The 25,839-nt window shown below is 70.0% G+C and carries 30 protein-coding genes and 1 pseudogene; 9 read left to right on the top strand and 22 right to left on the bottom strand.

Annotated features, from left to right (window positions below):
* From IEY86_RS38265 to IEY86_RS31195, 17 genes are all read right to left on the bottom strand, one after another.
* Positions 1–210 (bottom strand): DUF6545 domain-containing protein (locus tag IEY86_RS38265; protein WP_373287115.1); only part of this gene is annotated, 210 nt, incomplete at its 3' end.
* A gap of 634 nt (positions 211–844) precedes the next feature.
* The gene (locus IEY86_RS31270; RefSeq protein ID WP_189135292.1) at positions 845–1,141 is read right to left on the bottom strand and encodes a DUF8839 family protein; all 297 of its coding nucleotides are present in this window, start codon (positions 1,139–1,141) and stop codon (positions 845–847) included.
* Positions 1,141–1,605 carry a hypothetical protein gene (locus tag IEY86_RS31265; RefSeq protein WP_189135283.1) on the bottom strand — a complete coding sequence of 155 codons (465 nt, stop codon included), beginning with the start codon at positions 1,603–1,605 and terminating at the stop codon, positions 1,141–1,143. The genes IEY86_RS31270 and IEY86_RS31265 overlap by 1 nt, the downstream gene beginning before the upstream one ends.
* Entirely contained in the window at positions 1,605–2,477 is an 873-nt protein-coding gene (locus IEY86_RS31260) for an Lsr2 family DNA-binding protein (protein WP_189135282.1), read from the bottom strand. Before IEY86_RS31260 ends, IEY86_RS31265 begins: the two co-directional genes overlap by 1 nt.
* A 10-nt stretch (positions 2,478–2,487) precedes the next feature.
* Positions 2,488–3,018, bottom strand: coding sequence for a WhiB family transcriptional regulator (locus tag IEY86_RS31255; protein WP_189135281.1), 531 nt, complete (start codon positions 3,016–3,018; stop codon positions 2,488–2,490).
* Between the two features lie 290 nt (positions 3,019–3,308).
* Positions 3,309–3,986, bottom strand: a complete 678-nt coding sequence (locus IEY86_RS31250; protein WP_189135280.1) for a GGDEF domain-containing protein — start codon at positions 3,984–3,986, stop codon at positions 3,309–3,311.
* A 365-nt stretch (positions 3,987–4,351) separates the two neighbouring features.
* Complete coding sequence (locus IEY86_RS31245; RefSeq protein ID WP_189135279.1) at positions 4,352–4,669, bottom strand: hypothetical protein; 318 nt, start codon at positions 4,667–4,669, stop codon at positions 4,352–4,354.
* Positions 4,670–4,794: 125 nt separating this feature from the next.
* A complete protein-coding gene (locus IEY86_RS31235) occupies positions 4,795–7,587 on the bottom strand; it encodes a DUF6197 family protein (protein ID WP_229698917.1) in 2,793 nt (930 codons plus the stop codon).
* A gap of 80 nt (positions 7,588–7,667) precedes the next feature.
* Positions 7,668–8,090, bottom strand: a complete 423-nt coding sequence (locus IEY86_RS31230; protein ID WP_189135277.1) for a conjugal transfer protein TraB — start codon at positions 8,088–8,090, stop codon at positions 7,668–7,670.
* A gap of 16 nt (positions 8,091–8,106) precedes the next feature.
* A complete protein-coding gene (locus IEY86_RS31225; protein WP_229698916.1) occupies positions 8,107–10,341 on the bottom strand; it encodes an ATP/GTP-binding protein in 2,235 nt (744 codons plus the stop codon).
* Positions 10,342–10,465: 124 nt separating this feature from the next.
* Positions 10,466–10,771 (bottom strand): hypothetical protein, encoded by a 306-nt coding sequence (locus IEY86_RS31220; RefSeq protein WP_229698920.1) that lies wholly within the window; start codon positions 10,769–10,771, stop codon positions 10,466–10,468.
* Positions 10,771–11,244, bottom strand: coding sequence for a hypothetical protein (locus IEY86_RS31215; RefSeq protein ID WP_189135275.1), 474 nt, complete (start codon positions 11,242–11,244; stop codon positions 10,771–10,773). Before IEY86_RS31215 ends, IEY86_RS31220 begins: the two co-directional genes overlap by 1 nt.
* Before the next feature lie 150 nt (positions 11,245–11,394).
* On the bottom strand, positions 11,395–13,164 hold the full coding sequence (locus tag IEY86_RS31210; protein WP_189135274.1) for a DUF2637 domain-containing protein: 1,770 nt from the start codon (positions 13,162–13,164) through the stop codon (positions 11,395–11,397).
* Positions 13,165–13,534: 370 nt separating this feature from the next.
* Positions 13,535–13,666 carry a hypothetical protein gene (locus IEY86_RS37690; RefSeq protein ID WP_265805924.1) on the bottom strand — a complete coding sequence of 44 codons (132 nt, stop codon included), beginning with the start codon at positions 13,664–13,666 and terminating at the stop codon, positions 13,535–13,537.
* Positions 13,663–13,827 (bottom strand): hypothetical protein, encoded by a 165-nt coding sequence (locus tag IEY86_RS31205; protein ID WP_189135273.1) that lies wholly within the window; start codon positions 13,825–13,827, stop codon positions 13,663–13,665. The genes IEY86_RS37690 and IEY86_RS31205 overlap by 4 nt, the downstream gene beginning before the upstream one ends.
* Complete coding sequence (locus IEY86_RS31200) at positions 13,824–14,006, bottom strand: cupredoxin domain-containing protein (protein ID WP_189135272.1); 183 nt, start codon at positions 14,004–14,006, stop codon at positions 13,824–13,826. Before IEY86_RS31200 ends, IEY86_RS31205 begins: the two co-directional genes overlap by 4 nt.
* A 214-nt stretch (positions 14,007–14,220) precedes the next feature.
* Positions 14,221–14,478 (bottom strand): WhiB family transcriptional regulator, encoded by a 258-nt coding sequence (locus IEY86_RS31195; RefSeq protein ID WP_189135271.1) that lies wholly within the window; start codon positions 14,476–14,478, stop codon positions 14,221–14,223.
* Between the two features lie 160 nt (positions 14,479–14,638).
* Here IEY86_RS31195 and IEY86_RS36980 point away from each other — a divergent pair.
* Positions 14,639–14,866, top strand: a pseudogene (locus IEY86_RS36980) (hypothetical protein); the annotation flags it as partial.
* A gap of 102 nt (positions 14,867–14,968) precedes the next feature.
* Positions 14,969–15,628: an HAD family hydrolase gene (locus IEY86_RS31190; protein ID WP_229698919.1), complete on the top strand. Its 660-nt coding sequence runs from the start codon at positions 14,969–14,971 to the stop codon at positions 15,626–15,628.
* A gap of 61 nt (positions 15,629–15,689) precedes the next feature.
* Here IEY86_RS31190 and IEY86_RS31185 read toward each other — a convergent pair whose 3' ends face one another.
* Entirely contained in the window at positions 15,690–15,863 is a 174-nt protein-coding gene (locus IEY86_RS31185) for a DUF5999 family protein (RefSeq protein WP_189135269.1), read from the bottom strand.
* A gap of 60 nt (positions 15,864–15,923) precedes the next feature.
* Positions 15,924–16,532 (bottom strand): hypothetical protein, encoded by a 609-nt coding sequence (locus IEY86_RS31180; protein ID WP_189135268.1) that lies wholly within the window; start codon positions 16,530–16,532, stop codon positions 15,924–15,926.
* Between the two features lie 329 nt (positions 16,533–16,861).
* On the opposite strand from IEY86_RS31180, the gene IEY86_RS31175 reads away from it, so the two are divergent.
* The 5 genes from IEY86_RS31175 to IEY86_RS31155 all read left to right on the top strand — a co-directional run bounded on the left by IEY86_RS31175 (position 16,862) and on the right by IEY86_RS31155 (position 20,738).
* On the top strand, positions 16,862–17,623 hold the full coding sequence (locus tag IEY86_RS31175; protein ID WP_189135267.1) for a GntR family transcriptional regulator: 762 nt from the start codon (positions 16,862–16,864) through the stop codon (positions 17,621–17,623).
* Positions 17,620–17,937 (top strand): hypothetical protein, encoded by a 318-nt coding sequence (locus tag IEY86_RS31170; RefSeq protein WP_189135266.1) that lies wholly within the window; start codon positions 17,620–17,622, stop codon positions 17,935–17,937. The genes IEY86_RS31175 and IEY86_RS31170 overlap by 4 nt, the downstream gene beginning before the upstream one ends.
* Positions 17,938–18,204: 267 nt before the next feature.
* On the top strand, positions 18,205–18,957 hold the full coding sequence (locus tag IEY86_RS31165; protein ID WP_189135265.1) for a GntR family transcriptional regulator: 753 nt from the start codon (positions 18,205–18,207) through the stop codon (positions 18,955–18,957).
* 180 nt (positions 18,958–19,137) lie between these two features.
* The gene (locus tag IEY86_RS31160; protein ID WP_189135264.1) at positions 19,138–20,172 is read left to right on the top strand and encodes an AAA family ATPase; all 1,035 of its coding nucleotides are present in this window, start codon (positions 19,138–19,140) and stop codon (positions 20,170–20,172) included.
* Positions 20,169–20,738, top strand: a complete 570-nt coding sequence (locus tag IEY86_RS31155) for a phosphotransferase-like protein (protein WP_189135263.1) — start codon at positions 20,169–20,171, stop codon at positions 20,736–20,738. Before IEY86_RS31160 ends, IEY86_RS31155 begins: the two co-directional genes overlap by 4 nt.
* Positions 20,739–20,745: 7 nt before the next feature.
* On the opposite strand, the gene IEY86_RS31150 is transcribed toward IEY86_RS31155, so the two are convergent.
* Positions 20,746–21,588, bottom strand: a complete 843-nt coding sequence (locus tag IEY86_RS31150; protein WP_189135262.1) for an NAD(P)-dependent oxidoreductase — start codon at positions 21,586–21,588, stop codon at positions 20,746–20,748.
* Between the two features lie 4 nt (positions 21,589–21,592).
* Entirely contained in the window at positions 21,593–22,240 is a 648-nt protein-coding gene (locus IEY86_RS31145) for an HAD family hydrolase (protein ID WP_189135261.1), read from the bottom strand.
* 258 nt (positions 22,241–22,498) lie between these two features.
* On the opposite strand from IEY86_RS31145, the gene IEY86_RS31140 reads away from it, so the two are divergent.
* A complete protein-coding gene (locus IEY86_RS31140) occupies positions 22,499–23,053 on the top strand; it encodes a GNAT family N-acetyltransferase (RefSeq protein WP_229698915.1) in 555 nt (184 codons plus the stop codon).
* Between the two features lie 181 nt (positions 23,054–23,234).
* Complete coding sequence (locus IEY86_RS31135) at positions 23,235–24,386, top strand: damage-control phosphatase ARMT1 family protein (RefSeq protein WP_308425188.1); 1,152 nt, start codon at positions 23,235–23,237, stop codon at positions 24,384–24,386.
* 253 nt (positions 24,387–24,639) lie between these two features.
* Here the strand turns inward: IEY86_RS31135 and IEY86_RS31130 are convergent, their stop codons facing one another.
* A complete protein-coding gene (locus IEY86_RS31130) occupies positions 24,640–25,272 on the bottom strand; it encodes a hypothetical protein (protein ID WP_189135259.1) in 633 nt (210 codons plus the stop codon).
* Positions 25,273–25,839: the final 567 nt, after the last annotated feature.

Here is a 25,839-nt window from a genome sequence, read left to right as displayed (position 1 = left end):
TACGTGCTGCTCGGTCTTCGGGCTCATCCATCGCCGCAGTTCGCGCTGGGCGTCGCGGATCTCCACCATGCGCCGGTCCAGGTCGCGCATCGCGAGAGGATCAACCGCGGAGGCTCCGGGATTGCGAAAAGAGAGCTCCGTGACGGCCGAACCCGGACGGCCCGGCAGCGGGCGCAGTGTGCGCAGAACTTGCCACTGGTTGCAACACACCTGCAGGATAGCCAGCCAGTCAGATGAACACAGAGCGCCGAAGAAGGCGAAGGCCGGCTCCGCCTCACCGAAGATCACTCTGGAGGAGCCCGAGCAGATCGCCAGGGACCTCGCGCGGCACCTCACCCAGGAGCAGGTGGCCGAGGTTGCACAGCTCTTGCTGGAGCACGTCTCAACCAGATGAGGCCTTCGGCCAGGGCGCAGCGCATCCAGAAACACAGAAGGCCTCCGCCTCCCGGAATGTGATCCGGAGGACGGAGGCCTTGGTCTGTGCAGAACTGCTGCCGAGGGCAGGTGGTCGGGCAGTTGTACTGCCGGTGGCCGTCGGCACCCTCCTCTGCGCCGGAGTTGGCGACCGCGGTGCGTGCAGGGCCCGCAGACCGGCGACCGATTCAGAACCGGCGAAGACCTGGCTCACGAATCGGCTCAACGGCAGAGGGGAAGTCGGGCGTGTCCGCCGTTCTCGATCGCCACGGCCTCTCGGCGCCGATCGAAGAGTTCCCTTGACCGGAGGACCTGCGCAGGTTCGGACCCCATGCGGTTCGGATCCCGCACCCTGCCTCGCCTCTGAAGGCGTGTTGCCGCAGGGTCACGGGGCTTGCCGGACGGCTTCACCGCGTGGTCGCAGCGGCTGTTATCGGCGTGCCGGTTCGATTCCGACGGTGATGCGGGCCATCGAGGGCTCCTGTTCTCGAAAGGGGATGACGACGGAGCGCCGTGCGCGGGAGGCGGGCACGGCGCTCTGGGTGGGCGGTGTCAGTGGGTGGGAGTCGGTGACCGAGAGGGACTGGTCGGTGCGCAGGTCCATGACGACGCAGGTGTCCTGGTCCTGGGCGCGCTGCTGGGCGGCGTACTCCTCCGCCGGCCACGCGCCGCGAGGGCGACCAGGTGGGAAGCGCTCCAGCACGGTGCGCTGCGCGGTGGTGGACATCAGTTGTCACCGCCGTTCTCGTGGGCGTCGATCAGGTCGCCGATGGTGTCGGGGCTCGCGGCCTCGCCGACCCAGGCGCCGTTCTCGGTGAAGACCGGGACGGTGCCGGTGTCGGCGTCGAAGACCACGAGGTAGGGCCCGTACCGGTCGAGGACCATCTCGCGCAGCGTCCGAAGCGGGGCGGCGGCCAGGACCTCCAGGGCGTCGACGGTGGCCCGGGCGGGCTCGCCGGTGTCGCCGGGCTGGACCAGGGTGCCGGTGACTCGCAGCAGGTCCCCGGGGTGGATCTCGGTGAGCAGCGCGTATGCGATGCGGGGGTCTGCGGTGGTGCAGGAGAGCACCGTGTCGTCCGCGGCGTCGTCGGTGGGGGAGCAGATCAGCTCGAACCGGGCGGTTCCGCAGCGGGCGCCGGGGGTGGGGACGGCGTAGAGGTAGCCGTCGACCGCGAGGTGCTTGGTGTCCATCAGCGGGCCTGCGCGGGGGTGGTGGGGTGGGCGGCATCGTGCGCGTCCAGCACAGCCTGGGCGGGCAGGCCGCGGTCGGCGACCTGGTGGCCGCCTGCGCGGGCCCACGTCCGGATCGCGGCGAGTTCCTGCTTGGTCCGCCGCTTGAGGACCGGGGCGGGGGCGGCCGGGGCGGTGGGCTTACCGTTCTTCACTCGCCGCAGCGCCTCCCGGGCGAGTGCGAGCTCGCTCTCCAGCTGGCCGACCTTGGCTTCGGCGTCGGCGACGGCATGTTCGGTGTCGCGGCGCTGGGCGAGTTCGGCCAGGGCTGTGCGGGCCCGGGCGGTGCGGGCCCGGGCGGTGAGCGCCTGAACGCCCTTTGTTCGGTGTTGCTCGCCCCAGGTGAGCAGGGCTTCGATGCCGGAGTAGGCCGCGGGGCGGTGGGCGGCGGCGCCGGGGTCCGTCGCACTGACGGGCTCGAGTCCGGCCGCCTGCAAGGCGTCCGCGTCGGCGTCGGCGGTGCCGACATGCTCCAGGGCGTCGGTGAGTTCCTCCTCGGAGAGCCCGAGCGTGGTGCGGACGCTGTCGGGGTCGGTTCCCTCGTTGAGCATCGAGACCGCCACCGCGGTGTAGGCGTTGGTCGCGGGGGTGGAGGTAGTCATCGCATCTTCCGTCTGGTCGGGTTCGTCGGTGGGGGAGTTGAGGAGGGGCAGCAGCCGCACGAGGTCGTCCTCGGTGCGGGGCAGCCCCAGGACGCCGAGGAGGTGGGCCAGGTCGTCCTTGCCGTGTGCGTGGCGCGCGGTGACGCGGGCCGCGAGGCCGAACTGGTAGTTGGAGTTCGGTTCGAGGGGAAGGCCTTCGGGTTCGAGGGCCTTCGTCGAGTCGGCGGGCATGGGGCGCCTCCTACACGGTCTTGCCGGTGAGGCCGGCTGTGAGCCGCGCGCGATTGTGTTCCTGTTGCTCATGTGTGAGCGGCAGTCGGATCCGGGGCATCGGCCCGTTCAGCTCGCGGTCCAGGCGCACGAGCCTGGCGTCGCGGACGGTCAGCGGGGTGTGCCGGGCCGCGGTGGCGCGCTCGCGCCGGTTGCGGTCGGTTTCGGCGACGACGGCGACCCAGTTCTTCCCGAGCCGGTCGACCAGCCGCCGGCGCAGCACGGTGCGCTGCCGGGCGGTGGTGCCTGCCCAGATCCCGGTCGGCACCAGGGAGGGATTGGCCAGTGCCCATTTCAGGCAGTGCTTCGCGAGCGGGCAGGCGGCGCACAGGGTGCGGGCCTGCTCGATGCGCTTGTGTGCCTCGGGGCCGTTGTCGCCGTGTTCGTGGGCGAACAGGTCGGGCTTGTCCTGGCAGCTGGTCGGGGGCTGGGAGCGGGGGAAGGGGACGCGCGGGTCGGCCTCCTGGAGCGCGGAGGTGTTGGGGCTACCGGTGCGGCTCATGGCAGAGCCCTCCTTGCGGAGTGATCGAATAGGGGAGTGCCGCGAGGTCAGGCGTGGCCGTCGTCGCGCCTGCGCCTGGGCGCGCCGGAGACGAAGCGGACCTCGCCGGGGTGCTGGGCGATCCAGAGCTCCGCGCACGTTTTGTGAACGGGCTCGCCCTGGTGGGAGCGCAGCGGTGTGGGGGTGCGGCACAGCGCAGGGTTCGTCGCCCCAGTTGCAGAAGTGCGCTCCGTCGCGCCAGTCCAGGAGCTGGACGGGTACGGCGGGCGGCTCGGGCGCGGGAGGCCGGTTCATGCGGCGCGTCCCCAGGCGGCGGTGCCGGGGCGGCCTGCCCGGCGTCCGTTGATGGACGGCACGGTGGTGTGCTCCGCCGTGGCGAGGTGCGCGCGGCCGGTGTGCTTGCCGTCGTAGAGGGCGGCGTCGGCGGCGCGCTGGAGCTGCGCCAGGTCGCGGGTACCGAGCACGTCCGGGGCAGCGGCGCCGACCGATGCGGCGACGGCCACGGCCTGGCCGTTGTCGAGGGCGACCGGTGTGTGCAGCATCCGCACCAGCTGCGCGAGGCGGACCTCGCGGCGGTCCCGGGGCAGGGGCAGCAGGATCGCGAACTCGTCTCCGCCGAGGCGGCCGACGGCCGCCCGGGGCCCGGCCCATGCGGTGAGCCGGGCCGCGGTTGCCACGAGAACGGAGTCGCCGGCCGCGTGGCCCAAGGTGTCGTTCACGGCCTTGAAGTGGTCGGCGTCGACCATCACTAGGGCCGCGCTGTCGCCGTGGCGGGCGAGGATCTGGCGGGCCTTGGCGGTGTAGGCGTCGCGCCGCAGGAGCCCGGTGAGAGGGTCCTTCTTCGCGGCGGCGAGACGCCTGTGCAGCGCCAGGGCGTGGACGGTCCAGCCGGTCAACGGGATCGCTGCCGTGGTCAGTAGGAGAGCGCGCTGCCCGATCGGGGCCTGTACGCGCAGGGTGGACGCCATACTGATCTCTCCGTCTCGTCTCGTACGGGATGGATGGGCCCGGGACAGCCGTCGAAGCCGCCAAGCAGAGCGGCTGTCCCGGGGCGTAGCTGCAGCTCGAAGTGGCCGTCGTCGGCGCGGGTCTGGCTGCACGGGTCGTTCCGGTGGGCGGCCGGCGCGGTGTGAGCGCGCCGGCCGCCCTCGGGCTGTTACCGCCCGGCCGTCGCCCCAGGCGCGCAGGCGGCGGATGCTGGTGCAGTCGGGCCGGTCGCTGTCGTGCGGGAAGCGGCCGTCGGTGGAGCGCAGGTCGGTGAGGATCTGCAGTAAGTCGGACTCGCTGTCCAGCACGCGGTCGACGTAGCCGTGGCCGCAGGTGCAGGGTGCGATCAGGGTGAGGACGTCGCGGTCCTGGTCGCCGTCGGTGCAGTGGTGCAGCCTCCAGCCGCCGTCCGGTAGGCGACGGCGCTCGGCTCCAGAGCGGCCCCGGCCAGGGCGGCCCTGCCGCTCCAGTCGTCTTCGTCCAGGGCCTTGCCGAGGGTGTCGGGGTAGGCGTTCCACACGTGGTCCAGGGCGGCCGTCTTGGCGTCCTCGCGCTGGTCGTCCTCGGACACGGTGCCGATCTCGCGGGCGATGTCGAAGAGGAGGGCCAGCGGAGAGTCCGCACCGGCAACGGCGGCGGTGGGCGGGGTGAGGGTCTCGGTCATGTGCAGTTCAGCTCCTTCGTCTGGATGTTGGTCGCGATCGGGTGGTGTGCCGGCCGGGCGGCCTGTCCCGCGCCCGACCCGTGTGCGGGGGTTCGGGTGCGAGGCAGATGGTCCGGAAGGCGGGGTTACAGGCCGCGGGCGTCGGCGAGGCCGGCGGCCTGGTCGAGCATGCGCATCGGGATGCGGCCGTTGCCCCAGGAGTCGTTGAAGGCGGGCACGGAGTCCACGTGCTCGCCGAACGCGCGCCGGATGGCGTCCAGGAGTACGTCCATGGCTTGGCCTTCCATGCCTTGGTCGCCGCGGGCTTCGGCGTGGATGGCGCCGTACGAGCAGCGGGCGCCTTGTTCGTCGACCAGGACGTCCTTGCACCAGCCGCCGGTGGCCAGCCGGTGGTGCGCGCGCTGCAGCAGCGCGGCGACCGGCGTCGGGTACAGGTCCGGCAGCGGCTGGACGGCAGGGGCGGCCGGGACGGTGACGACGTCGGCCGGGTCGACGGGGGTGGTGGGGATGTGGGCGGTGTTGACCTCGTAGGCGACGGCCGCTTCGTCCAGCCGCACGGTCATCACCGCGTCGATGAGGGCGAGGCGTTCCTCGAGGGTCGGTTCCGCCGACGGCACGGCGGCCGCGCTGGCCGGGGTGGCCGGGGTGGGGTGGTCCATGGCGGGGGAGAGCGGGGTGTGGGACATCGGGGCTCCTGGCAGGCAACGCCGAAGGGGCGCCGCCGGGATCGCGTCCGGCGGCGCCCTTGGGCGTCGTGCAGCGGCCGGCCGTGCTCGGGCAGGCCGGCCCCTGGGGGATGGGGTGTGGGTGTTCAGGCGTTGTTGAGGCTCTTGATGGCCTCCAGCGCCTGGCGGGGCGAGGTGACCGCGTCGCGTCGCGGCGCGGGCTTCCCGCCGCTGCGGCGCTTGCCGCCGCCCTTCGTGGGTGCGTCGTCGTCCTCGTCTTCGCCGGGCTCGGGGCCGAACTCGCCGGGCCTGGGGGGCTCGGTCCAGTCGAACCACAGGTCCCGCGCTTCGAGCTCGCGGGTCTCGTGGTCGGTGAGCTGGGTGATTTCTTCGGGGAACAGGTCGGCGATGCCGGCGTCGAAGTCCATGTAGAGCGTGCGCAGGGTCTCGGGCCGCTTGCCCTCGATGATCCAGCCGACGCCGCCGGTGTTGGCGGCGGCCGGGGGCTCGGGCTCGCCGTTCATGACGCGCTCGATGCGTCCCTTCTCCGCCGGGGCGAAGGAAACGCGGCAGCGGGTCGGGGGTGTCCTCCGGGGGGACTCCCAGCGCCTTGAACATGTCCGAGATCTTCTTCGGTGCGACCCGGAGCACGACCGGGATGGACAGCTCCCGCAGGTTCTCGCAGAGCAGCTGCGTGAAGCCGTCCTGGACGTAGACGCTTTGGCCGGCGACCTTCTCGCCCACCGCGTACTTGCGGCCCTTGACCGAGACGATCTCGGCAAGCTCCATGATCTGCGTGCCGTGCTCGCCGTTGCGGGCTGCGGAGAGGAACTCGTCCAGGTAGAGGCTGAGCGGGGCGTAGGGGCAGCCTTGCGCGCCCGGGCTCCAGTCGTGGCGCTGGCCGTCGGCCCACTCCATCGCTGCGCGGATTTCCATCAGCGCGGCGGCGGCCCGCAGGGCGCGGATCATGTACAGGGCGCCGACGCCCTGCCGGTGAACGTGCGCACCGAGCTCGCTGGTCTTCTGGTCGGCGGCCTCCGAGGCGATCCACACGACCGCGCCGTAGTTCGCGTCGGCGCACACGGACAGGGCCATCAGCTGCGTCTTGCCGCCGCCGGACGGCGCGACGTACAGACCGTGCGCGGCACCCCGGTCGGTGTGGACGCGGTTGCGGGCGGGCTGGCCGTTGGCGAGGAAGCCGACGACCCAGCGCCCTTCGGCGTCCGGGGTCAGCAGCTCGCGGGTGGCCGGATAGACCTTCGCGAGCGGCGAGGTGTCCCACACCGACACGAGGATGTCCGCCCCGTCCATGGTGACGAAGACCCGGCCGTCGTCGAACGAGGCACCGAGCGCCTTGCACAGGGCGGGCAGGTTGATGCGCGGCTCGCCCATGGAGTCGGGCATGTGCGCCGTCCAGTACGTCACCTTGCGGTCGTTGTTGCGGACCTTGCGGACGAGCACCGAGCCGGGGACGGGACCTCCGTCGGCCCCGACGCGGTCGGCCCACCACTCGTGGTCGGTGGGGTCCTTGCGGAGCCGCTCGGACCTGTCGGGGGTTATGTGCACCTCCTTCCAGCCGGGGCCGCCCTCGCGCCCGTACTGCCGGGCCACGTCGTCGATACGCACATCCGCCACGTCGACACCGAACGCGGCCGCGACGGCCTCCTGCGTCAGGCCGGAGATCGGCCGCCCGGCCTCGCAGGCGCGCAGCAGCAGCGACAGGTCGTGTCGCATGCCGGGGTGGGGGGTGGCCGTCACGACGATGGTGCGGCCGGGCATGCCGCGGTTCTCCCACAGTCGGCGGACCTGGCGGGTGAACCGGTCGGCGCCTTCGTCCGGCGCCGGGGACAGCTCCGGCTCGGGGGCGGGCTGGAGCTGCGCAGTCGGGGTGGCGAGGGCGGGCCGGTGGTGGCGGCGGGCGTGCCGGGAGTACGGCAGCACCAGGTGGCCGGCCGCCGCCCATCCGGCGGCGAGCAGCCCGTCCAGCCACCACGGGCCCCAGCCGGGGGTGTGCTTGGCGGCGACGTCGACCGCGGCCGCGAGGACGAGCGGGGACCAGCGCAGGATCTTGCGTCCGGCGCCGGACGCCTCGCTCCTGGCGGCCAGGACCCAGCCGCCGATTCCGGCGGCGCCCGCCAGCTGGACGACCGTGTTCACCGGGCTGTCGGGGTAGAGGTTCGGGGCCGCGGCGAGGACCGGCGCGGCCAGGGTGTAGAGGGTGCGCTCCAGGGCGACGCTGCGCGGCACGGACACCGGTGGTTTCTCCTTCGGAAGTGGCAATGGGCGGCCCCGCCGGTGGCGGGGCCGCCCATCAGGGGGTTCGGTGGGTCGGATCAGTGGGCGAAGAAGCCCGGCTTGGGGGTGCGCTCCTTGCGGCTGGAGCGGATGTCGTCCAGTCCCTCGTACAGCCGCGCGTGCGTGCGCCGCGCGTCGTGGGCGAGGCCGCCGACTTCCTGGGCCGTGGCGTGGAGCTTTTGGACCTCCACGGCGGCGCCGCCCAGGGCGACGGACACCTGGTTCGTCATCTCCACGAACTTGCGGTCGAGCTCCGCGTTGGCGATGTCCGTGGCCAGGCCCTCGGCGCGCTGGGCGTTCAAGCGCATGCCACGCAGCAGCGCTTCGAGCTCGTTCCCGGCCGTGTCCATGGCCTGGCCCAGCGTCCTGAGCTTGTGCTGAACGGCCTTGTACCGGTTGTCGCCGTCCGTCGGCGCGGCGGCAGCGCCGCCGCCCGGGCGGGGCGCGAGGTTGCTGCTCATCAGCAGGTCCTTCTTCCTAGTCGTGGTGGGCGGCGGCGGAGGCCTGCGCGAGGCCCGCGTCGTCCATGGCCTTGATGTCCTCGCCGTAGGTTCGGCCGACCGCGACCGCGGCGATCCGGGCGGCTTCGCAGGCGACTTCGCACTCGGTGGCGCACCGCTCCGCCAGCAGCTTCATGCCGGTGGCAGCGTCGGCGAGGCCGCAGACCTGCTCGGTGACCTCGGTGGCGATGTTGTGGTCACCGATCAGATCGGCCGCCATCTCCCGCAGGGCGTCGGCGACGTTGCCGAGCGCTACGGCCAGGTCCTGGGCGCGGTCCTTGTCCAGTGCGGCGGCGATCGCGATGTTCACGATCTCCATCAGGTACTCGCCGAAGGTGATGTCGGTGCGGTGCTTGGCCTCCATGTCGGCCTGGCCCGACGCGGTTTTGTTGACCTGCGAGGTCACGGGGTTCTCCTGGGTATGGGGATCGGGGCGGGTGGTGCCGGGACGCCGGGTGTGCGGCTCGGGTGCGGGAGGCAAGCCCGCCGGGCTGGCGACATGCACCCGGAAGGGGTCGGCCGGGTCGTCGACGACGACCGCGTCCGGGATGTCCTCCCCGTCCGGGGAGTCCGGCTGCGGGGGCCGGTTCGGCCGACCGGGGCTGTCCACCGTGACCCCGAGGCCTTCGGGCCGGACCGTCCTGGGCGGCTCCTCCGGCTCCGGGGCGGCGGTGCCCTTCGCGTCATCGCCGGACTTGTTGAACCAGTCCTTGACCCGCTCTCCGAACGAGCGCCCGCCGACGCTGTCGCCAGCGCCCGGCGGGTCCTTCACGTCGTCCGGCCCGGCGGCACCCGAAGGGTCCTTCTCGTCGGAGCCGTCAGACGGCTTCTCGCTGCTCTTCTTGCCGTCCTCCGGCTCCTTGGTCGCGGATGCACCTTTCGGGCCGCCTGCGGCCGGTCCAGGGCCGTCCTCGGGCATCTTCTCCGTCGTGACGTCGGCGTCCTTGGCCTCGGTGTCCGGCTGCGACGCCTCGCCTTCCTTCTCAGCCTTGTCGGCCTTGTCCTTGGCGTCTGTGCGGCGCTTGTCCCAGCGGCGCTGCGCCTCCTCCGCAACGGCCGCGCCCAAGGTGGTGCGGTCCGTGTCGGCCGCAGCCTCCCGCTTCACCTTCCCCGCAGCTGCCCGTTCGGCTTTCGCCTTCCGGCGCTCCCGCAGGGCCTGCCTGTTGGCGCGGTCCTGGTCGCGGTCCTTGCTGCGGTCGGCGAGGCCTGCGTTCTGGTCGGCGCTGCGCCGTTGCTGGCGTGCCGCCTGGCGGGCGGCGGCCCGTTCCTGGCGGCCGCGGGCTCGCTCCGCCGCCGGACTGGAGGCCGGTGAGGTCGGTGGCTTGCCTGCGTCACCCTTCGAGCCGCCCTTGCCGGAGCCGGATGAGCCGGATCCCTTGCCTGAACTGCCCTTGCCCGAGCCGGAGCCCCTGCCGGACCCGGAGCCGTCGGCGCCGTTCTGGCGGCCTTTGGAGCCACCGGCCGCATTGCCCTTGGCGCCGCTGTTGCGGCCGCCTGCGGAGCGATCAGAGCCCTTTCCAGTGCCCTTGGGGGAGTTGCCGCCGCCAGAGCTGCGGCCGGAGCCGCCGGTGGACCCGTTCGCGCCGGTACCGCGGCCGGAGCCACCGGAGTTGGTGCCGCCGCCGCGCGAGGAACCGCCCCCGGCGCCGGCCTTCGGGCGTCCCTTGCCGGAGCCCGGGCCGGAGCCGGAGGACCGCGTGCGGTCCGCGTCGGCCTTTCCCTGCGCCGCCGCCTTGTCGCCCTTCGCTTTCATCATCGCCCGGCGGAGCTTTCCGTTCTGCTCCATCATCGCGACTTCCTGAGCGGTGCGGGCCCCCATCAGGGCGGCCTTGCGTGCTATTTCCGCCTCCCGGAACGACGCTTCTCCGGCGTGCCGGTCACGCGCCACTTCCAGCCGGAATTCCAGCCAGTCACCGAGGCGGTCAGCGAGAGAGCGCGGCTGGATGTATTCGCGGCCCTCTTCCTCGTCGTATTCACCGTCCGGCTGCGGTGCCGGAATTCCTTCCGAGGCGAGCGCCGCCGCCGGGTCCATGGGACGCGGAACGGGCGGCAATTCCATGGTCGTCTCTTCCGGTGATTCCGGCGGCGCCTCGGGAATGTCCTCCGGCGGCGGGATGGTGTCGGAGTAGGCCGGGATCGGCGGCGGCACGTACGAGGGATCACCGCCCCAGGGACCTCGGACCAGGGTCCCGCTGTCTTCGTCTTCGGACACGGTGCACCTCCTTCCAGGGGACTTGACAGACCGTGAGCCTTGTGTGCGCGCGTGCACGGGCACGTGTGCACGCTTTACGCGCGCGAGGCCCCGCCGGAGTCCGAAGGGGCCTCGCCGGTGGCGCTCAGCTACGCGGGGGCTTGTGGTCCACGACCTGCTGCGCGTACGTGAGCAGGTCGTCCCACAGCCGCCGGTCGCCCGCCGCCCGCTTGTCCATCGCCGCCGTGAACAGGCGGCAGACGAGGGTGAATCCGGCGTAGACATCGCCGCGTCCCGCTTTGATGTCCTTGGCAATCCGGGATCGAGTGAGGCGGAGCCAGAATTCCATCGCGCCCTGCTCGCCGCGAGATTCGCGGGCTTTGCGCTCCTCTTCCACCAGCCAGGTGCGCCGCTTTCCTGCTGCGCGTTCGACACTGCTGAGGGGGCGCATCACGCCGACTCCCTGCCACCCAGGCCGTAAATCGACGTGGGGCCACCATATCCCGGATTACTGCCCAATGCACCCTGCTGCGGGCTTTCCGGGGCAGCTTGGAGTGGCTGCGGGTTCTTCTTCCGCTGCTTTTCCAGCTCCTTTTCCTTGCGGCTTCGTGCAGTATTCACGACCACCTCGTCGTGAGCACGGCGCTTATAGGCGCTCTTTTCCAGCCCCTCGGTCAGGCCGTTGAGGTTCGCAAGCACGTCCTTGAGGGCCTTTTCGACGGGCAGGGCGCGCAGCCGGGCGTGGTACCAGCGGTCGCCCTCCACGTGTGTCTTGCGCAGGTGCACGCGGGTCTCGATCGCGAGCGTCTCCAGGTTCTTGCCGATGTCCAGCAGCACCCGCTGGATGTCGGCGAGGTACCGGGCGGTTGCCTCCGGGTTCTGCGCCACGTCGCGCAGAGGTGCGGGGTTCGGGTTACTGCTCACAGAAGACCTCCGGGTCCGGGTGTTGGGGGTGTGCGAGGACAGCCGTGATGGAAGGCTGCGAGATGGCGTTTCGGCGCCTTCACCGAGCTCCCGAGGCGCTGTCTTCGTCTCGGGGGCCGGTGGAACCGTCGAAACGGCGGTCCGTGCAGGTCAGACCGCCTGCTGCTGGGGTGTGTCGTCCATCTCGTTCAGCAGCTGCACGGCGCGCTGCTTTCGGTCGTGCGCGGTGCCGGCGGACACGCCCAGTTCGTCTTCGATGACCTTGGTCGTGACCGCTTCCGAACCCCGCGCGCGGATCATCGCGGCGACCCGCTGGACGTCCCAGTCGACCTGGGTCATCCGGGCCATGGCCGCAGCTTCAACCGCACGTGCCTCGCATTCAGCGACGCGGGCGCGGTATTCAGCCGCAGCTTCCAGCGAGGCGGCCTCGCGCTCCTGCGAGGCGGCGGCTTCCTCACGGGCGTGCTGCTGCTCCTCAGCCGCTTTCAGCTCCCGGGCGCGGTGTTCAGCCGCACGCGCGGCGCTTTCAGCGACCTCCTCCACCGCTTTCATGCGGGCGGCTTCGTCCTCGGCAGCCTGCCGCTCCTGGCGGGCGGTAGCCGCCTTGAGGTCGGCCTCCTCCTGCGCGGCCCGCAGGGCGGCATCCGCCAGCGCCCGCCGCTCCTCCTCCATGGCCGAGGCGTTCAGCCGCTGCTGCTCCAGACGCCAGGAGACCTGCGCCTTTTCCGCGTCGATCCGGGCCTGCGTACGGCGCTGCTCGGCCTCCACCGCGAGTTGCTGGGCGCGGGCCCGAGTGCGCTCCTGAACGAGCGCGATGTCCGCCCGACGCTCGGCCTCGGCCAGTTGAAACGCGGCCTCGGCCTTTTGAATCCCGGCCCGGGCAGCCCTCTCGGCAGCAGCCTTGGCGATCTCCAGTTCGCCCTCCGCCCGGATCCGCTTCACCTCCGCCTGAATCTGCGCGGTGCGGATCTGAACGTCGGCGTCGACCTTCTGAATCTCGGCCTCGGCCCGCTGAAAGGCCGCCGCCGCCAGCCTCTGCTGCTCCCTGACTTCCTCCAGCAGCGGCTCGGCCAGAGCCTCCTCGACCGAAAGCCCGACCTTGGCCAGCTGAAAGGGAGCGAGTTCCTCCTGAGCGGCCTTGCGGTGCCAGCGGCGGGACTCGTACTTCGCGGCGAGCCGCTGCTTGTAGACCATCCAGCGCTTGTGGTGGGCGAGCGCGTCCTCGTAGGAGGTCATCTCCTCCAGGCGCATCAGCCGCCAGATCCGGAAGGTGGCGAACGGGTTGAGCAGCCACCGCGACAGCCGGATCCTGCCCATGCGCTGCTCGCCGTGGGCCTCGCCGATGTGCGCGGCGTACAGGTGCGCGGCGATCTCGGAGAAGACGACCCACAAGGCCGCGAGGGCGGCGTGCCCGAGCTGGGCGGGCACGGTGTTGGCGGCCTCCCAGTTCAGGTAGATCGTGATGACAGTGCCGCCGCGCGGCACCCACTTGACCCACCACAGCCGGCGGCGGGTGCGGATGAGCAGCAGGTTGACGATGCCGAAGGCGAGGATGCTGGAGTCGACGCCGACCGGCAGCATCCACGGGTCCGACCAGCCCCAGCCCCCCACCGCGGCCGGCAGCGCGGCCTTGTCGTACAGGGCGCCGAAGGAGCTGTAGAGGCCGATGGTGGCCACGCCGGTGCCCAGCAGCACTCCGAAGACCGCGAGCCACAGCTCCCACCGGGCGTACTCACGCGGGGCACGCTCCGTGTCCTGGCGGTCTTCGGCCGCCAGGCCGGGCTCCTCCCGGCCGTCAATGCCCCTGGGCCGCGGTACGTCCGCCGACTCGGCACGCGGCGCACGCAGCGGCCCGGAGCCGGTAGGACGTTCAGCCACCGGCGGGGCGGCAGGACGGGCCAGTCCCGCAGGACTCGTCATGGTCGTACTCCCTTCAGCTATCAGCACAGTCCGGGCTCTTCCCGGGACCTGGGGGGTGCAGAAAACCGGCCTCCCGCCGTACGGGCGACCGGCCGTGGAAGTGGTGCAGGGGCGGGCGGGAAGTCGCGTGCCGATCCCGGTGGGCGGGAGCGGCACGGCAGTTCGGGCTGTCCGGCTCCCCTCGCCCCGCCCGTACCGGCACGCGGCCGGGACGGGCGGGGGAGGCAACCGACAGGCGATGTGCGGCGTGTGAGCACAGCCGGGCGGTCAGCAGCCCCGGCCGGTGCCGTTGGGCTGCTCACCGCCCGCAGGCGCAGGCGGAGGCGGTGTCGGCTGCGGCTCGTGGCCGTAGCCGCCGTTGACGTTGTGATCAGCCACGAGACTCTCCACCCTGCTGCTGGGATCCGCCCCGCTGCTGGGCGCGGCGCTGAGCCTCCGCGCGGTCGGCAGCCTCCTTGGCCTTGCGGATCCGCTCGATACGCCGGTTTGTGTCATCGCTCATCGGGCACCGTCCGGCCGGGCGAATCCGTGGTCGAGGCGGGCCTGCGCCCGGTCGGCCTGGGCCTGGACCGCGGCGCGGGCCTCGGGGCTGCGCGCCTGCTCGTAGTCCCGGCGGCAGTCCGCCAGCAGCTGAGCCGTGGGCTTGGGCTTGGGACTGCTCACTGGGCACCGCCCGTCCGGCGCGAAGCGGTGACGGCGCTCCAGATGCGGGCGCTGTCGGCCGCGGTGACCGGGTCGGTGCGGTGGGTGGTGCGGGGGCGGGTGAGCCGGGTGTCGGTCTCACGGGACCGGCGCAGCCCCTCATCGGGCTGCTCCGGCGGCGATGCCATGATGTTCGCCATCAGGTCTACCTCTCGATCAGGTGGGTCCTGTAGGCGGGGCCCGGGGGTGCGTCCCTGGGCCCCGCTGTCGTTCTGGCCTCTCCACGAGCGGCCAGGGGCCGTCACCCGCCCGGGGTCCGGGGCGGGTGACGGCCCCTGGTGGCTGGTGTCGTTCCTGATACCGGGCCGCGCCCCGCACCATCAGCGGTGCGGGCGCGGCAGCGGCGGTGGCCGGTCAGGCCCCTTGGCGAGCACGGCGCCGGGCGCGGCGACGTTTCATGGCGCGGCGCTCGTCCTCGCTGAGCCCGCCCCCCACACCGGCGTTCTCGCCGATCTCGAGCGCCCACTGCAGGCACTGCTTCATCACTGGGCAGCGCAGACGGCAGACGGCCTTGGCCTCCTCGATCTGCAGCAGGGCAGGGCCGGTGTTCCCGACCGGGAAGAACAGCTCGGGGTCCTCGTCCTTGCAGCCGGCGTGATCTCTCCAGTCCATGTCTTCCTCCGTCGTGGTCTCACGTGCAGATGTGGGTGTGTTGGCCGACAGGGCGGGTTCGGGGTGATCGCGAGCGGGCGGCGCGGGGCGATGATCCGACCGTCGGGCAGCAGGTCACCGGTGTCCTCGACTATGCCGATCAGTCTTGTGGGTGTCTTTGATGTCCAACCCGCTGTCACAGGTGGGCTTTTCGGTGCTACATGGACGGGTTCTGTTCGCCTGTCCATGTCGATCTGGGGTGTGGTGTGTCGTTCGCAGTGCAGAGACTGCGGTTGTCCGAGGGCGATTCGGTCTTGACACCGTGGTGAGGGACGACGGCTTGCCCGTCGATGCCGTGGAGGACTTCCTCGTGTACCTGGCGGCGAGGGGCACATCGCCGAACACGGTGCGGGGCTACGCCTACGACTTGCGCGACTTCTTCGGCTGGCTGGAGCAGATGGGCTTGCCCTACGCGGTGCGGGGCCTGCACGCCCCCTCTACGCTGCTGATCATGACGCAGAGCCCTGTTGAACTGGTGATCTTCGACTGTGACGGCGTGCTGGTGGACAGCGAGAAGATATGCGTCAAAGTAGACGCGATGATCATGGCCGACCTGGGGTGCACGTTCACCGAAGCTGAGATCATCGAGCGGTTTGTGGGCTCGTCGACCGAGATCTACACCGCAGCCGTGGAGGAACGGCTCGGACGGCGCCTGGAAAAGGGCTGGCAGCAGCAATACCAGCATCTGTATGAGGCAGCCTTCGAGGCCGAACTGACCTCTGTCGACGGCATCGCAGAAGTCCTGAATCGCCTCACCACGGTCGTCTGCGTCGCTTCGAACGGTGACCACACCGGCGTCCGACGAAGCCTGGAGCTCGCCGATCTGATGGACCACTTCGAGAACCGCATCTTCAGTGCGGCCGACGTCCGTCGAGGCAAGCCTGCACCCGACCTCTTCCAGCACGCTGCACGCTCCATGGGGGTACAACCCGAGCGGTGCGCGGTGATCGAGGACAGCGCATACGGAGTGCAGGCAGCTCGGGCCGCCGGCATGCGGGCCTTCGGCTACTGCGGCGGCCTCACCCCGTCCTCGCGGCTGGAGGGACCAGGCACCGTCGTGTTCGACGACATGCGGATCCTGCCCGAACTGCTGGCGACCACCACCCCCTAAGCTCGCACAGCCCCTCGCCAAGAGGCGCTGAAACGACATGTCCACCTCGCAAGGCAGCACGTCAAACCAGTCCCTGGAGCTCGGAGATCGACATAACCTCGAAGACCAGGACGACATTGCACACAAATCCCCAGCCCTGCTGCGGGTAGTAGGCCACCGTGCGGCCGGCCTCCCGGTCGCGGTCCTGCGCCGACGGGCACGGCGATTGGCGCTGGCGGGCTCGTCGAGCAGCCACGGCCCCGGCCTCCCCGATCGCTCGGGACGGCCGGGCCGTGATCGTCCGTGCGGGTGCGGGTCAGTGCTCGGGGCGCTTGGGGCGGAGCGTGGTCAGCGGGACTGTGAGGCTGTCCAGCGGGGCGTCACCGGTGGGTCGCTGCGCGCGCCTGGTGTCGGTCTCGCGAACCGCCGACTCCGTCGACGCCCACTTCATCTCCCGCAGCAGCCACAGGGCCCGGCCGTCGCCCGGCTCTTCCTCCGCCGTCGTCTGCTTCTGCGCGGCGATCTGGCTGACGGCCGGCGCGGGCGCAACCTTGGGCTTGCGCAGCACGGTGGTCGGGCGACGGGACGACGTCTCCTTGTCGGCGTCGGCCAGGGCCTGGCGCCACTCGGGGATCGTCATGTCGAACTCCACGCGGCGGTTGCTGCCGCGGCAGCGGTTCGCGTCGACTTCATCGGCTTTGCCGGTGTGGTGCGGGACCAGCTTCTGGACCCGGCTCTGCATGCCGGTGATGGGGCACCAGGTCCCGCAGTCCTCGCAGACGAGGACCGCCTTCACCGGTTCCCGCAGGTCGATGTGCGAGGGCAGGAGCTGGGAGAGCTTGATGGCGGGGCGGTTGCTGACCCGCTTCGTACGGGTCCGAGTCGGCCGCTTCTTGGCCGTGGGCATCGCGGACGTGATGGTCATGGTGGATCTCCTCGCGAGCGAAAGGGGAGGGGATGCGTCGCGGTGCTCTCTCCGCCCACCAGGTCACACAGCGAATCCGGCGTCCTGATGGACGGACAGCGCATCAGCGCTGCGACGTGCACGCAGATCAGTCGAGAGACCCGGGGGATTTGGTGGTGCCATCGACCCCGGCCGCCCGTGAGGGGCGGACGACTCCTGCAGTCTTGCGGTGGTGTCGTTGAAGCGGAGCCAGCCAACTACCCTAGGTAAGGGCTAGCCCCTATTAGGATGACCCCCTACCTCTGACGTGTCAATAGGGGATAGCCTTTATCTGTAGGAGGGAGGTTGCGGTGCGCGGTTATCGACAGCTGGCCGACGATCTGCGTCGGCGTATCAACAGCGGGGAGTACCCCTCGGGTACGACCCTGCCTCGGATCATCGACCTCATGGAGATCTACAGCCTCTCCCGGCAGACGGTCCGGGACGCGATCGGGGAACTCGCCGACGAAGGCCTGGTAGTCACCATGGGCAAAGGTGGAACGCAAGTACGGAACCGCACCCGCGTCCGCATCCCCTTGAACCGGTACAGCCGGGTCCTCCGACCGGGCGGAAACAAGGGACCCTGGGAGACGGCCTGCGCCGAGCAGGGGCTCGATGGGCAAATGAAGGTCGTGCACGTCTCCCGGGGCCAGGGGCCGGAAGACATTGCAGCACTCCTGGGCGTGCCTGCCGATACGGAACTGCTACACCGTCGCCGGTACGCCATGATCGGGTCCGACGACATCGTCCAGGTCCAACACGTTTGGTATCCGGCCGACCTGGCTGACGAAGCTGGCATCTCCGGCGAGGGCAAGGTCGTGGGCGGCGTCTTCGGTGCGCTCACCGCAGCTGGCCATCCTCCCGTGACAGCAAGCGAGCAGGTCGATTCCCGCATGCCCACCCTGAGCGAGGCAGCCCAGCTCAAGATCAGCGGCAAGGTCCCCGTCATAGCTGTCGAGCGCGTCACCAAGGGCCCGGAAGGCCGCGTCCTGGAAGTTCTCCGCACCACGGCACCGGCAGACCGCATCCAGCTCACATACGACGATCTTCCACTTGAGCAAGGGCAATCATGAGCGACCAGGACGGCACGCCTGAAGCGCTGACCACCGCAGAAGCCGCACTCCGAGAGCTCCACCGCCAGGACGTGACCACCGCTATCTGCAAGCGGTCGGGCCTGCATTACGCCATCGGCGAGCAGCGGACCGGGCCACACCTGGTGGCGGATGAAGGCCACGTCGTCGGCGAGATCCACACCACCAGCCCGGGCCCCTTCCAGGACTGTTACGCCAGACCCGGGGGAGCCACCAAGAAGCACGGGCCGTACGTGTCCGCTCGCGCTGCGGCCGCCGCGCTCATTCCTTGTGAAGCGGATGGCCGCGCCCATTGACCCACCTCTTCCTGCTTCCAACGGTTCGCTTTGTGGGGGGCACGTGGTGTCGGGCTTCAAGTGAACTCCCGCGGATGAGGCCTACAGGGGCAGTTGGGTACGGTCTCCGCAGCTCAGGGAACGGCACGGCCCTGAGCACATGGACACGGCGTCGCAGTAGGGGTGGTGCTCCCGCTCGGCGAGCGCAGCTCCCGTGTGGATCAAGGCGCCCCTTCCGATGCCTCGATAGCTAACGGCCGTAGGATCGCTAACGAGGTAGGGAGACGTATGGCGAGTGAGGCGGGCCCGCGGCGGCCGAAGTACCAGCGGATTGCCGACGACTTGAAGGCGGCGATCGAGTCGGGTCGATATGGCCCCGGAGACCGCCTGCCCGGCGAGTCGGCTCTGGCCGAGCAGTACAGCGTTGCCGTGCTGACCGCACGGCAAGCACTGAAGATCCTGCGGACCGAAGGGCTGGTGGAGACGAAGAGAGGGGCTGGCGCCCGCGTCCTTTCGTTCCGCCCGATCCGCCGCCACGGCATTCAGCGGCTGGCGCGCACGCAGTGGGGTGCGGGCAAGTCCATTTGGTCGGCGGACGAAGAACGGCCCGTGACGATCGATGTCAGAGTTGACGCCCTCGCAGCTCCGGAGCACATCGCGCGCATGCTCGATATCGAAGACGGTGGCTCGGTGTGCGCCCGGTCGCGGCGCTTCGTCCTGGACGGGCGGCCCGTCATGCTCGCCACCTCGTACCTGCCGTTCGAGCTGGTCGACGGCACCGCCATCACTCGCGTCGACACCGGGGAGGGGGGCGCCTATGCCCGCCTCGCAGAGATCGGCCACGGGCCGGCCCATTTCCGCGAGGAAGTCCGCTGCCGCCTTCCCACAGCCGAGGAAGCCGAAGGCCTGGAGATGCCCCTGGAGCGCCCAGTGATCAAACTGTGCCGCACGGCCTTCGATGCCGACGGCCGTGCAGTCGAGGTGAACGAGATGACCCTCGACAGCGCCGCGTACGTTCTCGAATATGCGTTCGATGCCTGAGCGTCTCAACTCGCGCACTGTGACTCCTAACTGCCAGCACACCTTGTGGGCCCATCTCACCGGCCGTAGCGTCAGCGCAACATCACGGAGGGTTGTCGAAGCCCGTGCACCTGCTCGTACACGGGCTTTCAACATCCGCGTACACATGGGATTTCGGGGTCTGGTCTTAGGCTCCCGATCATGACGACGGAGGCTCAGCGGGTGGGTAGGAACCACGTGGGCTGGAGACCCGACAAGCTGCGTGAGCAGCGCGAGGCCCATGGCCTGACGCTGGAAAAGGCCGGTGAGCGCCTTCGGGAGGTGGCAGAGCGCGCCAAGCTCAAGGGAGTGCCGGCGGCGAATCCGCAGACGCTGTGGCAGCACGAACAGGGCGAGGTCTACCCGGGTCCGCACTATCGGCGTGCGTACTGCCTGCTGTACCGGGCGACCGAGCCGGAGCTGGGATTCCGCAATCCCCTGCCCGGCGAGGAGACCCAGTTCAAGCTGACGCCTCTTGACGATAGGAGCAATGGCGCGCACGTCCTTGCCGTGGAACGGGCGATCAACCGCATTACTCCCGGCACGGATGCCGCGGACCACATGGGGCTTCAGCAGCGGATCATCGACGCGTGGAAGCGTCGGCACACCGGCGGAGACCCGCATCGACCTACGCTTCTGCTGGTCGGCGGCTTCGCCGGCAGCGGGAAGACCGAGCTCGCGCGCTTCTTCGTGCAGTTGACCGGCTGGCCGCTGCTGGACAAGGACCCGCTGACCCGCCCGCTGGTGGAGCGGCTGCTGAAGGCGCTGGGCGGGGACCCGAACGACCGGCACACCGACCTCTACCGCACGCAGGTGCGACCGGTGGAGTACGACTGCCTGATGCAGTCGGCGATGGCGAACGTGCGCTGTGGGATCAGCACGGTGCTCACCGCGCCGTTCATCGCGGAGCTGACGGACACGGACTGGATGGCGCGGCTGACGCATCGGTGCAGCTCGATGGGGGTTGATGTTGCGCCTATCTGGGTGCAGTGCGACGCGGAGTCGATGCGCGAGTACATCTCGTTCCGGTCGGCGGCCCGCGATGCCTGGAAGTTGGCGCGCTGGGATGAGTACCTGACGACGATCGACCTGCAGCTGCGCCCGGTCGTCCAGCACATGGTCGTCGACAACCGGCTCGGGGCAGCGGTGTCCCTGGCCGACCAGGCCCGGCAGGCGATCGGGGCGGTGCACGTATGAGCCGCCCCCAGGGCCTCATCCTGTACGGGCCGCCAGCCTCGGGGAAGGACTCCGTCACCGCGGCGTTGGCCGCGCTCGATGGGCGGTACCAGCAGTTCGCCCGGTTGAAGGTCGGCTCGGGCAAGAGCGTCGGCTACCGGATGGGCACGACCGAGCAGCTGCAGGAGCTGGAGACTGCTGGCGACGTCATCTACGCGAACAGCCGGTACGGCAACGTCTATGCGATCGACCGGCCGGGCCTGGACCAGGCGTTCGCAGTCGGCGTGCCCGTGGTGCACCTCGGGCAGATCGACGGCATCCGCGCCCTGGTGGAGGGCTATCCGGCCACCTGGATGCGGGTGCTGCTGTGGTGCCCGCAGGTCGTAACTTCGAAGCGGTCCGAGCAGCGCGGGGACATCGACACCGCCGACCGGCTGGCGGCGTGGAAGGCGACCCGCGAGGACATGGACGCGCACCCGGACTATTTCTGGGACCTGAAGGTGGAGACCGTGGCGACCAAGCCGGAGCGGTCGGCGCGACTCATTGACGAGCTGCTGCACGCGTGGACGGGAGCGGCGACGGCATGACGATGGGCTACGGCTGGGCCAGACGGTTGAGGGCGTCGGTGAGTGTGAGATCGCCGTCGTCCTTGGTGTCGTCCCACCGTGCCAGCGTGGCCGCGGCCGCGCGCAGCATCTCCGGAGGCAGGCCGGCGGCCGCGAGCATGTCGGCGGCTTCCTCCAGCTCCGGGCCCCACCGCCACGCCCTGGCCGCCGTCTTGGCGACGTACTCCGGTTCGGCGAGGTACGAGTCTGCGCGTCGAGAGGCGATGCCGATGAGCTCCTGGTCGACGCCGTGCGCGCGGGCCAACCCGATCGACAAAGCCACGAGCACCCGGGAAGTCTTCTGGAAGGTGGCGTACGCAAGCTTTAGAGCAGAAGCCTGCCCGATCGCGCTGCCCAGCACCTTTGTCCGCATCGCGGTGCCAGCGAACAGCGCCTCCACCCACTCGGTACCGGCAGCCGGGCCCGCCAGGTACAACGTGGGAGTCTTGCCGCCGACCGGCGGTGACCCCACGACACCGGCGTCGACAACTGCCCGGGTCTGTGGAAGCAGCGCCGCGATGCGCGCGGCCCGTTCGGCATTGATCGCGTTCGCCTCCACGTACACACCGTCTTCGAAGCCGTGCTCGGCTACCTCGCGTGCCAGATCTTCTGCGGCAGCGGGCGGGCACAAGCTGATCACCGTGTCGGCCCGGTCCAAGAGCTCGTGGAGTGTGGCGACCGGCTCGAGACCGTGCCGCTGCGCACGGACGATGCTCCCCGGGCTCCGGCCTGCCGGGCACCACAGCACCGCGTCGGCGTTGGTCGCGGCGCATGCAGCGACAGCCGCGCCCATGCTGCCGGGGTGGAGAATGCCGACGGTCTGCTGGTCCACGGGTCTACTCCGGGCGGTCGTTGAGCAGGACGGCGAAGGCATCGGTGACGTCGTCGACGGCATGGTGCGGAGCCTGGACGCCGTCGGGCCAAGGGCGTCCGCGCAGCCAGATGGTGCGCAGGCCGACCTGGTGACCGCCGCCGATGTCGCAGGCCGGGTTGTCGCCGGTCATCCAGACGTCGCGGGACAGCACCGTATGGCAGCGGGCAGCCGCGAGCTGGAACAGCTGCGGGTCGGGCTTGCGGACCTCGATGTCGCCGGAGACCGCGACGCCGTCGACCAGGTCGGCGAGGCCAGTCGCGGTGAGCTTGGCGCGCTGGATATCGGAGGCGCCATTGGTGACGATGCCGATCGTCCAGCCGCTCTCGCGGAGCCGGGCCAGGCCATTGAGGACGGCGGGGCGGCAGGAGACGGCAGCTGCCACCTGGTCGACGTACGCCTGCCACAGCTGCGCCGCAGGCTCGGTGAGCGCGAAGGCCTCGCGCAGCCGGACGAAGTCCGCGGCGTTGGCCCGGTCGGCGAGTTCGGTAAGCATCCAGGTTTCGACCTCGGGCCCGAAGCTGTACGCCCGGCACAGGTCGGCGACGGCGCCAGTGAAGGCAGCTTGCCGGTCGACCAGTGTGCCGTCCAAGTCAAAGAGGGCGAGGTTCACGTCGGCGACCCTATCCGTGCTGCTGACGCCGCGGAATTCCACGATGGTTCCACGCCACTGCTACGCCGCTGCTACAGCCAGACCTTCTCCGCTCGTACAGCGGTCGTCATGCTGGATCCGGGGCAGATGATCGCTCGCCGCACTTCCGGTGACCCTTCTGCGGGACTCGCCACTCGCCGACGCCGGTGGCGACCTGCACGAGCAGATCGAGATCTTCGCCCGCACGCCACTGAAGTCCCTGCCTCGTTAGGAGTCCCGTTGCCGTATCCGATCCGCGTCACCGGCGTCAGCGTCGTCCTGCGGGAGTTCTCCATGCAGGACATCGACGACGTCCTGGCGATCGTCGGCGACGACAAGGTCACCACCTGGCTGTCCTTCGACAGCCGTAGCCGCGACCAGGCCATCGACATGATCGATGGAACTCTCGAACGCGCTCAGCAAGAGCCGCGGACTGAGTACTACCTGGCGGTGACCAAGCAGGATGACGACCGCGTCATCGGCTTCGCGCGGATCGGCTTCGCCGGGGTCAAGGCCGGAAAGCTGGGCTACGCCATCGCAGCAGAGGAATGGGGCCGCGGCTACGCCACGGACGCGGCCCGCGCTCTGACCACCTATGCCTTCGCCGAGCTCGGTCTGCACCGAATCAGTGCGGCCATCGGGCCGGAGAACGCGGCCTCGATCGCCATTGTGGAAAAGCTTGGCTTCGTACGGGAAGGCGTTTTGCGGGATCACGTGTTCACCAACAGCTCTTGGCGGGACAGCGTCCTGTACTCCGTCCTCGCACACGAATGGGAGCGACCGTTCTCACCATGAACCATCGTGACGTCTGCCCATCGTGGGTCACTCCTGGGCTCGCGGGGCACGACCCGTATCCACCTGCTGATGTGTACGTACGAAGCGAGGCAGTGCGCAGGACACGAAGGGCTGATCAGCGATGACCGCGCAAGCACCCCGCGGCCGGACCGGCCAGGGCTCAAACCATGCCGGCGCACCGGTGATCCTGAGCAACCTCCCGGGCTCGTTCGCCCACGGTGTCCTGGAAAAGCGCCACCCGGCGCTGATTCAGCAGGTCCGCAGCGCCTACCCGTACAGTCCGCAGCAGCGCCGGGCTCTGGACAACCTGCTGGAAGAGATCACCGACGGCAGCATCACGCCCCTGGACACCAACGCGTTCGACCACGAGGCGTGGGCGGCCTGGGGGAGCGACTACTTCGGCCGCTCCTGGCTCGACGTGCCCTTCCTCTGGGCGGAGAGCTTCTTCTACCGCAAGCTACTCGCCGCCACCAGCTACTTCGAGACCGGTCCATGGCAGGGCATTGACCCCTTCGCCCCGGCCAAACGGGCAGAGCTGCACAGCTCCGTGGTGGACGAGGAACTCCGGGCCCTCGATGCGCTCCCGTCTCGCTCGGCGCCCGAGCAGGCCGAGATGCTCCTGCAGTCGTCGCTGTGGGGGAACCGCGCCGATTTGGGGTTCCGCATCGAGAACGCGGCACCGGGAGCCATCGCGACGAACCTGGTCGTCGACGACAGCACGTCGCTGTGGTCACGCCTCACCGAGGTAACGCCCGGGACCGTCGCGGTGGTGGCAGACAACTCCGGCCGCGAACTCATCCCCGACCTGGTCCTCATCGACCACTTGCTCCAGCGCGGCTACGCGGCGGCCGCCGTGCTGCACGTCAAGCCCTATCCGTACTACGTCTCCGACGCGACGATGTCCGATGTCATCGACAGCCTGCGCCGCCTGGTCCACGCTCCCGGCCAGGCCGGCGAGATCGGCCGGCGCCTGTGGGACGCGATGGGCACCGGTCGCCTGGATGTGCGCTCGCACCCCTTCTTCTGTGCCCCGCTGCCGTACAGCGCGATGCCGGAGGATCTGCGAGACGAGTTCGGGGCCTCCTCAGTGACGATCGTCAAGGGCGATCTCAACTACCGTCGCCTCGTCGGCGACCGGCATTGGGACGCAACCACGCCCTACGAGGACCTGACGGGTTACTTCCCCAGCCCCGTCGCGGCGTTGCGCACCTTAAAGTCCGACGTGATCGTCGGACTGAGCCAGCAACAACTGGTCACCCTCGAAGCATCCAACCAAGAGTGGCGCACCAGCGGCACCCACGCCCTCGTGCAGGCGCCGGAGGTCACGCGGTGAGCGTTTACGGCGTCGGCGTTCCGGCAGGAAAATCCGCACTGCTTCGCCATCGCACTCCAGCCGGGCGGGGGCGAGGTGACGTGACCGCACGGGCCCCGTTTCACGAGCTCCGTGGCGGCGCGTTTCCCGCCTCACGGGAAACCCAGCAAGCGATTGCCCGCCTGGCGGGTATCTGAAGGCAACTGCCCCAACCGCCTTGGCTGCGCTGGCGAAATCCGTTCGGAGCCGGGGGCAAGCGGTGCCAGGCAACGGATTAGTGAGGAGGCCCGGAAGGATGCACCAGGTGAGCCGACTGGTCGGCCTGTACCGCGTCTCCTTCCCTGCGGGGTGGCGCCAGCGCAGTAAGGGCTGCTCTCAGAGTCGGGGCTTCGGAACTCCACCCATCGGGGATCTTCAGCTTCAGGCGCTCACGGCCTTTGGGCCCGGTGCGATTGGGCGCGCAGTCCAGTACTGGGACGAGACCGTACTCGAGGGTGTGAAGCAGCACCGGCTTGCCTTGCGCCACGAGGGTGAGGAGTTCGGTGCGGGCCACGGGGCCGAGTTGCAGCGTCCGGCCGAGGCTGCCGGCCTTTTTCCTCTTGCCGATGACCACGAGTCCATCGAGTGTCTCCGCGAACTCCGGCCAGGCCTTGGCCATGTCGATGTCGGCAGGGAAGACGGTGTTGAAGTAGAGCAGCTCCACACCGCCAGGCAGGGCATCGCGGACGGCTTCGAGGCGGCGCCCCCAGTTGGGGCGCTCAATGACCGAGGGGGGCGCACTGATGTAGACGCGCACCAGCGTGTCGGCCGGCCGCATTTCAGCGATCTTGCGCATCGCCTGGACATATCCGCGTCGCCGGGCAGGCGGGGCGTAGCTGTCATTGGGCAGAGCCTCGGTCGCATTCATGAGGGTCATGATGCCTCGTACAGGTGGCAGAAGCGGCTGGCACCGCTGCCTCTAGGTGTTCAGACGGTACGTCAGGGCTGCTTGCGAAGGGTGCGACCCGTTGCCAGACCGTACACCTGTGTGTGGCGCGAGGGGAGTAATGTAGCCCCCGCAAAGATCGATACAGACAAGCTTGACCCCCGCGAGGTGGCTCTCCGGGGGTGGCGGCCGACGACCTGTAGGAAAGGTCTCGACATGATGCAGGGTACCCGTACCTGCCCAAGGACATACCAGGCGTCCGCCGTAGCAGCGACGCGATCGTCGCTCCGGTCGGGTGCTTTGACGTGCTGCGCCGCAGTGGGCGCCCCTGGTGCTGAGGGGGCGGGAATGACGTAGTTCTTCTCGGGCGGCGCCTGCACAAATACAGGTCTTCTTGCCGCCCGGGCTTGGCCGCTGGTGATGCCAGTCACCAGCGCCGCGCCCGTGCTCTCCTTCGGCCTGCCAGGGCCTTGGAGGTTCTGTTCGACCCGGCGAACCGGCTTCGAACAGTTCGCTTTGGTTCTCCCTGAACCACGGAGCTCCGAGAGG

The sequence above is a fragment of the Wenjunlia tyrosinilytica genome (assembly GCF_014646055.1).
In the GTDB taxonomy this organism is placed as follows: domain Bacteria; phylum Actinomycetota; class Actinomycetes; order Streptomycetales; family Streptomycetaceae; genus Wenjunlia; species Wenjunlia tyrosinilytica.
Note: the sequence above shows the minus strand (reverse complement) of the source record. Positions and strands in the feature narration are given on the sequence as shown.

Bases quoted from the DNA above. Each gene is read 5' to 3' on its own strand.
- IEY86_RS31245 (WP_189135279.1), bottom strand. From the start codon at position 4,669: ATGACCGAGACCCTCACCCCGCCCACCGCCGCCGTTGCCGGTGCGGAC.
- IEY86_RS31170 (WP_189135266.1), top strand. From the start codon at position 17,620: ATGAGCGACCAGGACGGCACGCCTGAAGCGCTGACCACCGCAGAAGCC.
- IEY86_RS31210 (WP_189135274.1), bottom strand. From the start codon at position 13,164: ATGACGAGTCCTGCGGGACTGGCCCGTCCTGCCGCCCCGCCGGTGGCT.
- IEY86_RS31160 (WP_189135264.1), top strand. From the start codon at position 19,138: ATGACGACGGAGGCTCAGCGGGTGGGTAGGAACCACGTGGGCTGGAGA.
- IEY86_RS31270 (WP_189135292.1), bottom strand. From the start codon at position 1,141: ATGTCCACCACCGCGCAGCGCACCGTGCTGGAGCGCTTCCCACCTGGT.
- IEY86_RS31190 (WP_229698919.1), top strand. From the start codon at position 14,969: ATGACGCAGAGCCCTGTTGAACTGGTGATCTTCGACTGTGACGGCGTG.
- IEY86_RS31255 (WP_189135281.1), bottom strand. From the start codon at position 3,018: ATGAGCCGCACCGGTAGCCCCAACACCTCCGCGCTCCAGGAGGCCGAC.
- IEY86_RS31195 (WP_189135271.1), bottom strand. From the start codon at position 14,478: ATGGACTGGAGAGATCACGCCGGCTGCAAGGACGAGGACCCCGAGCTG.
- IEY86_RS31200 (WP_189135272.1), bottom strand. From the start codon at position 14,006: ATGGCGAACATCATGGCATCGCCGCCGGAGCAGCCCGATGAGGGGCTG.
- IEY86_RS31130 (WP_189135259.1), bottom strand. From the start codon at position 25,272: ATGAATGCGACCGAGGCTCTGCCCAATGACAGCTACGCCCCGCCTGCC.
- IEY86_RS31265 (WP_189135283.1), bottom strand. From the start codon at position 1,605: ATGGACACCAAGCACCTCGCGGTCGACGGCTACCTCTACGCCGTCCCC.
- IEY86_RS31180 (WP_189135268.1), bottom strand. From the start codon at position 16,532: ATGACCATCACGTCCGCGATGCCCACGGCCAAGAAGCGGCCGACTCGG.
- IEY86_RS31260 (WP_189135282.1), bottom strand. From the start codon at position 2,477: ATGCCCGCCGACTCGACGAAGGCCCTCGAACCCGAAGGCCTTCCCCTC.
- IEY86_RS31155 (WP_189135263.1), top strand. From the start codon at position 20,169: ATGAGCCGCCCCCAGGGCCTCATCCTGTACGGGCCGCCAGCCTCGGGG.
- IEY86_RS31220 (WP_229698920.1), bottom strand. From the start codon at position 10,771: ATGCGCCCCCTCAGCAGTGTCGAACGCGCAGCAGGAAAGCGGCGCACC.
- IEY86_RS31250 (WP_189135280.1), bottom strand. From the start codon at position 3,986: ATGGCGTCCACCCTGCGCGTACAGGCCCCGATCGGGCAGCGCGCTCTC.
- IEY86_RS31165 (WP_189135265.1), top strand. From the start codon at position 18,205: ATGGCGAGTGAGGCGGGCCCGCGGCGGCCGAAGTACCAGCGGATTGCC.
- IEY86_RS37690 (WP_265805924.1), bottom strand. From the start codon at position 13,666: ATGAGCGATGACACAAACCGGCGTATCGAGCGGATCCGCAAGGCCAAG.
- IEY86_RS31230 (WP_189135277.1), bottom strand. From the start codon at position 8,090: ATGAGCAGCAACCTCGCGCCCCGCCCGGGCGGCGGCGCTGCCGCCGCG.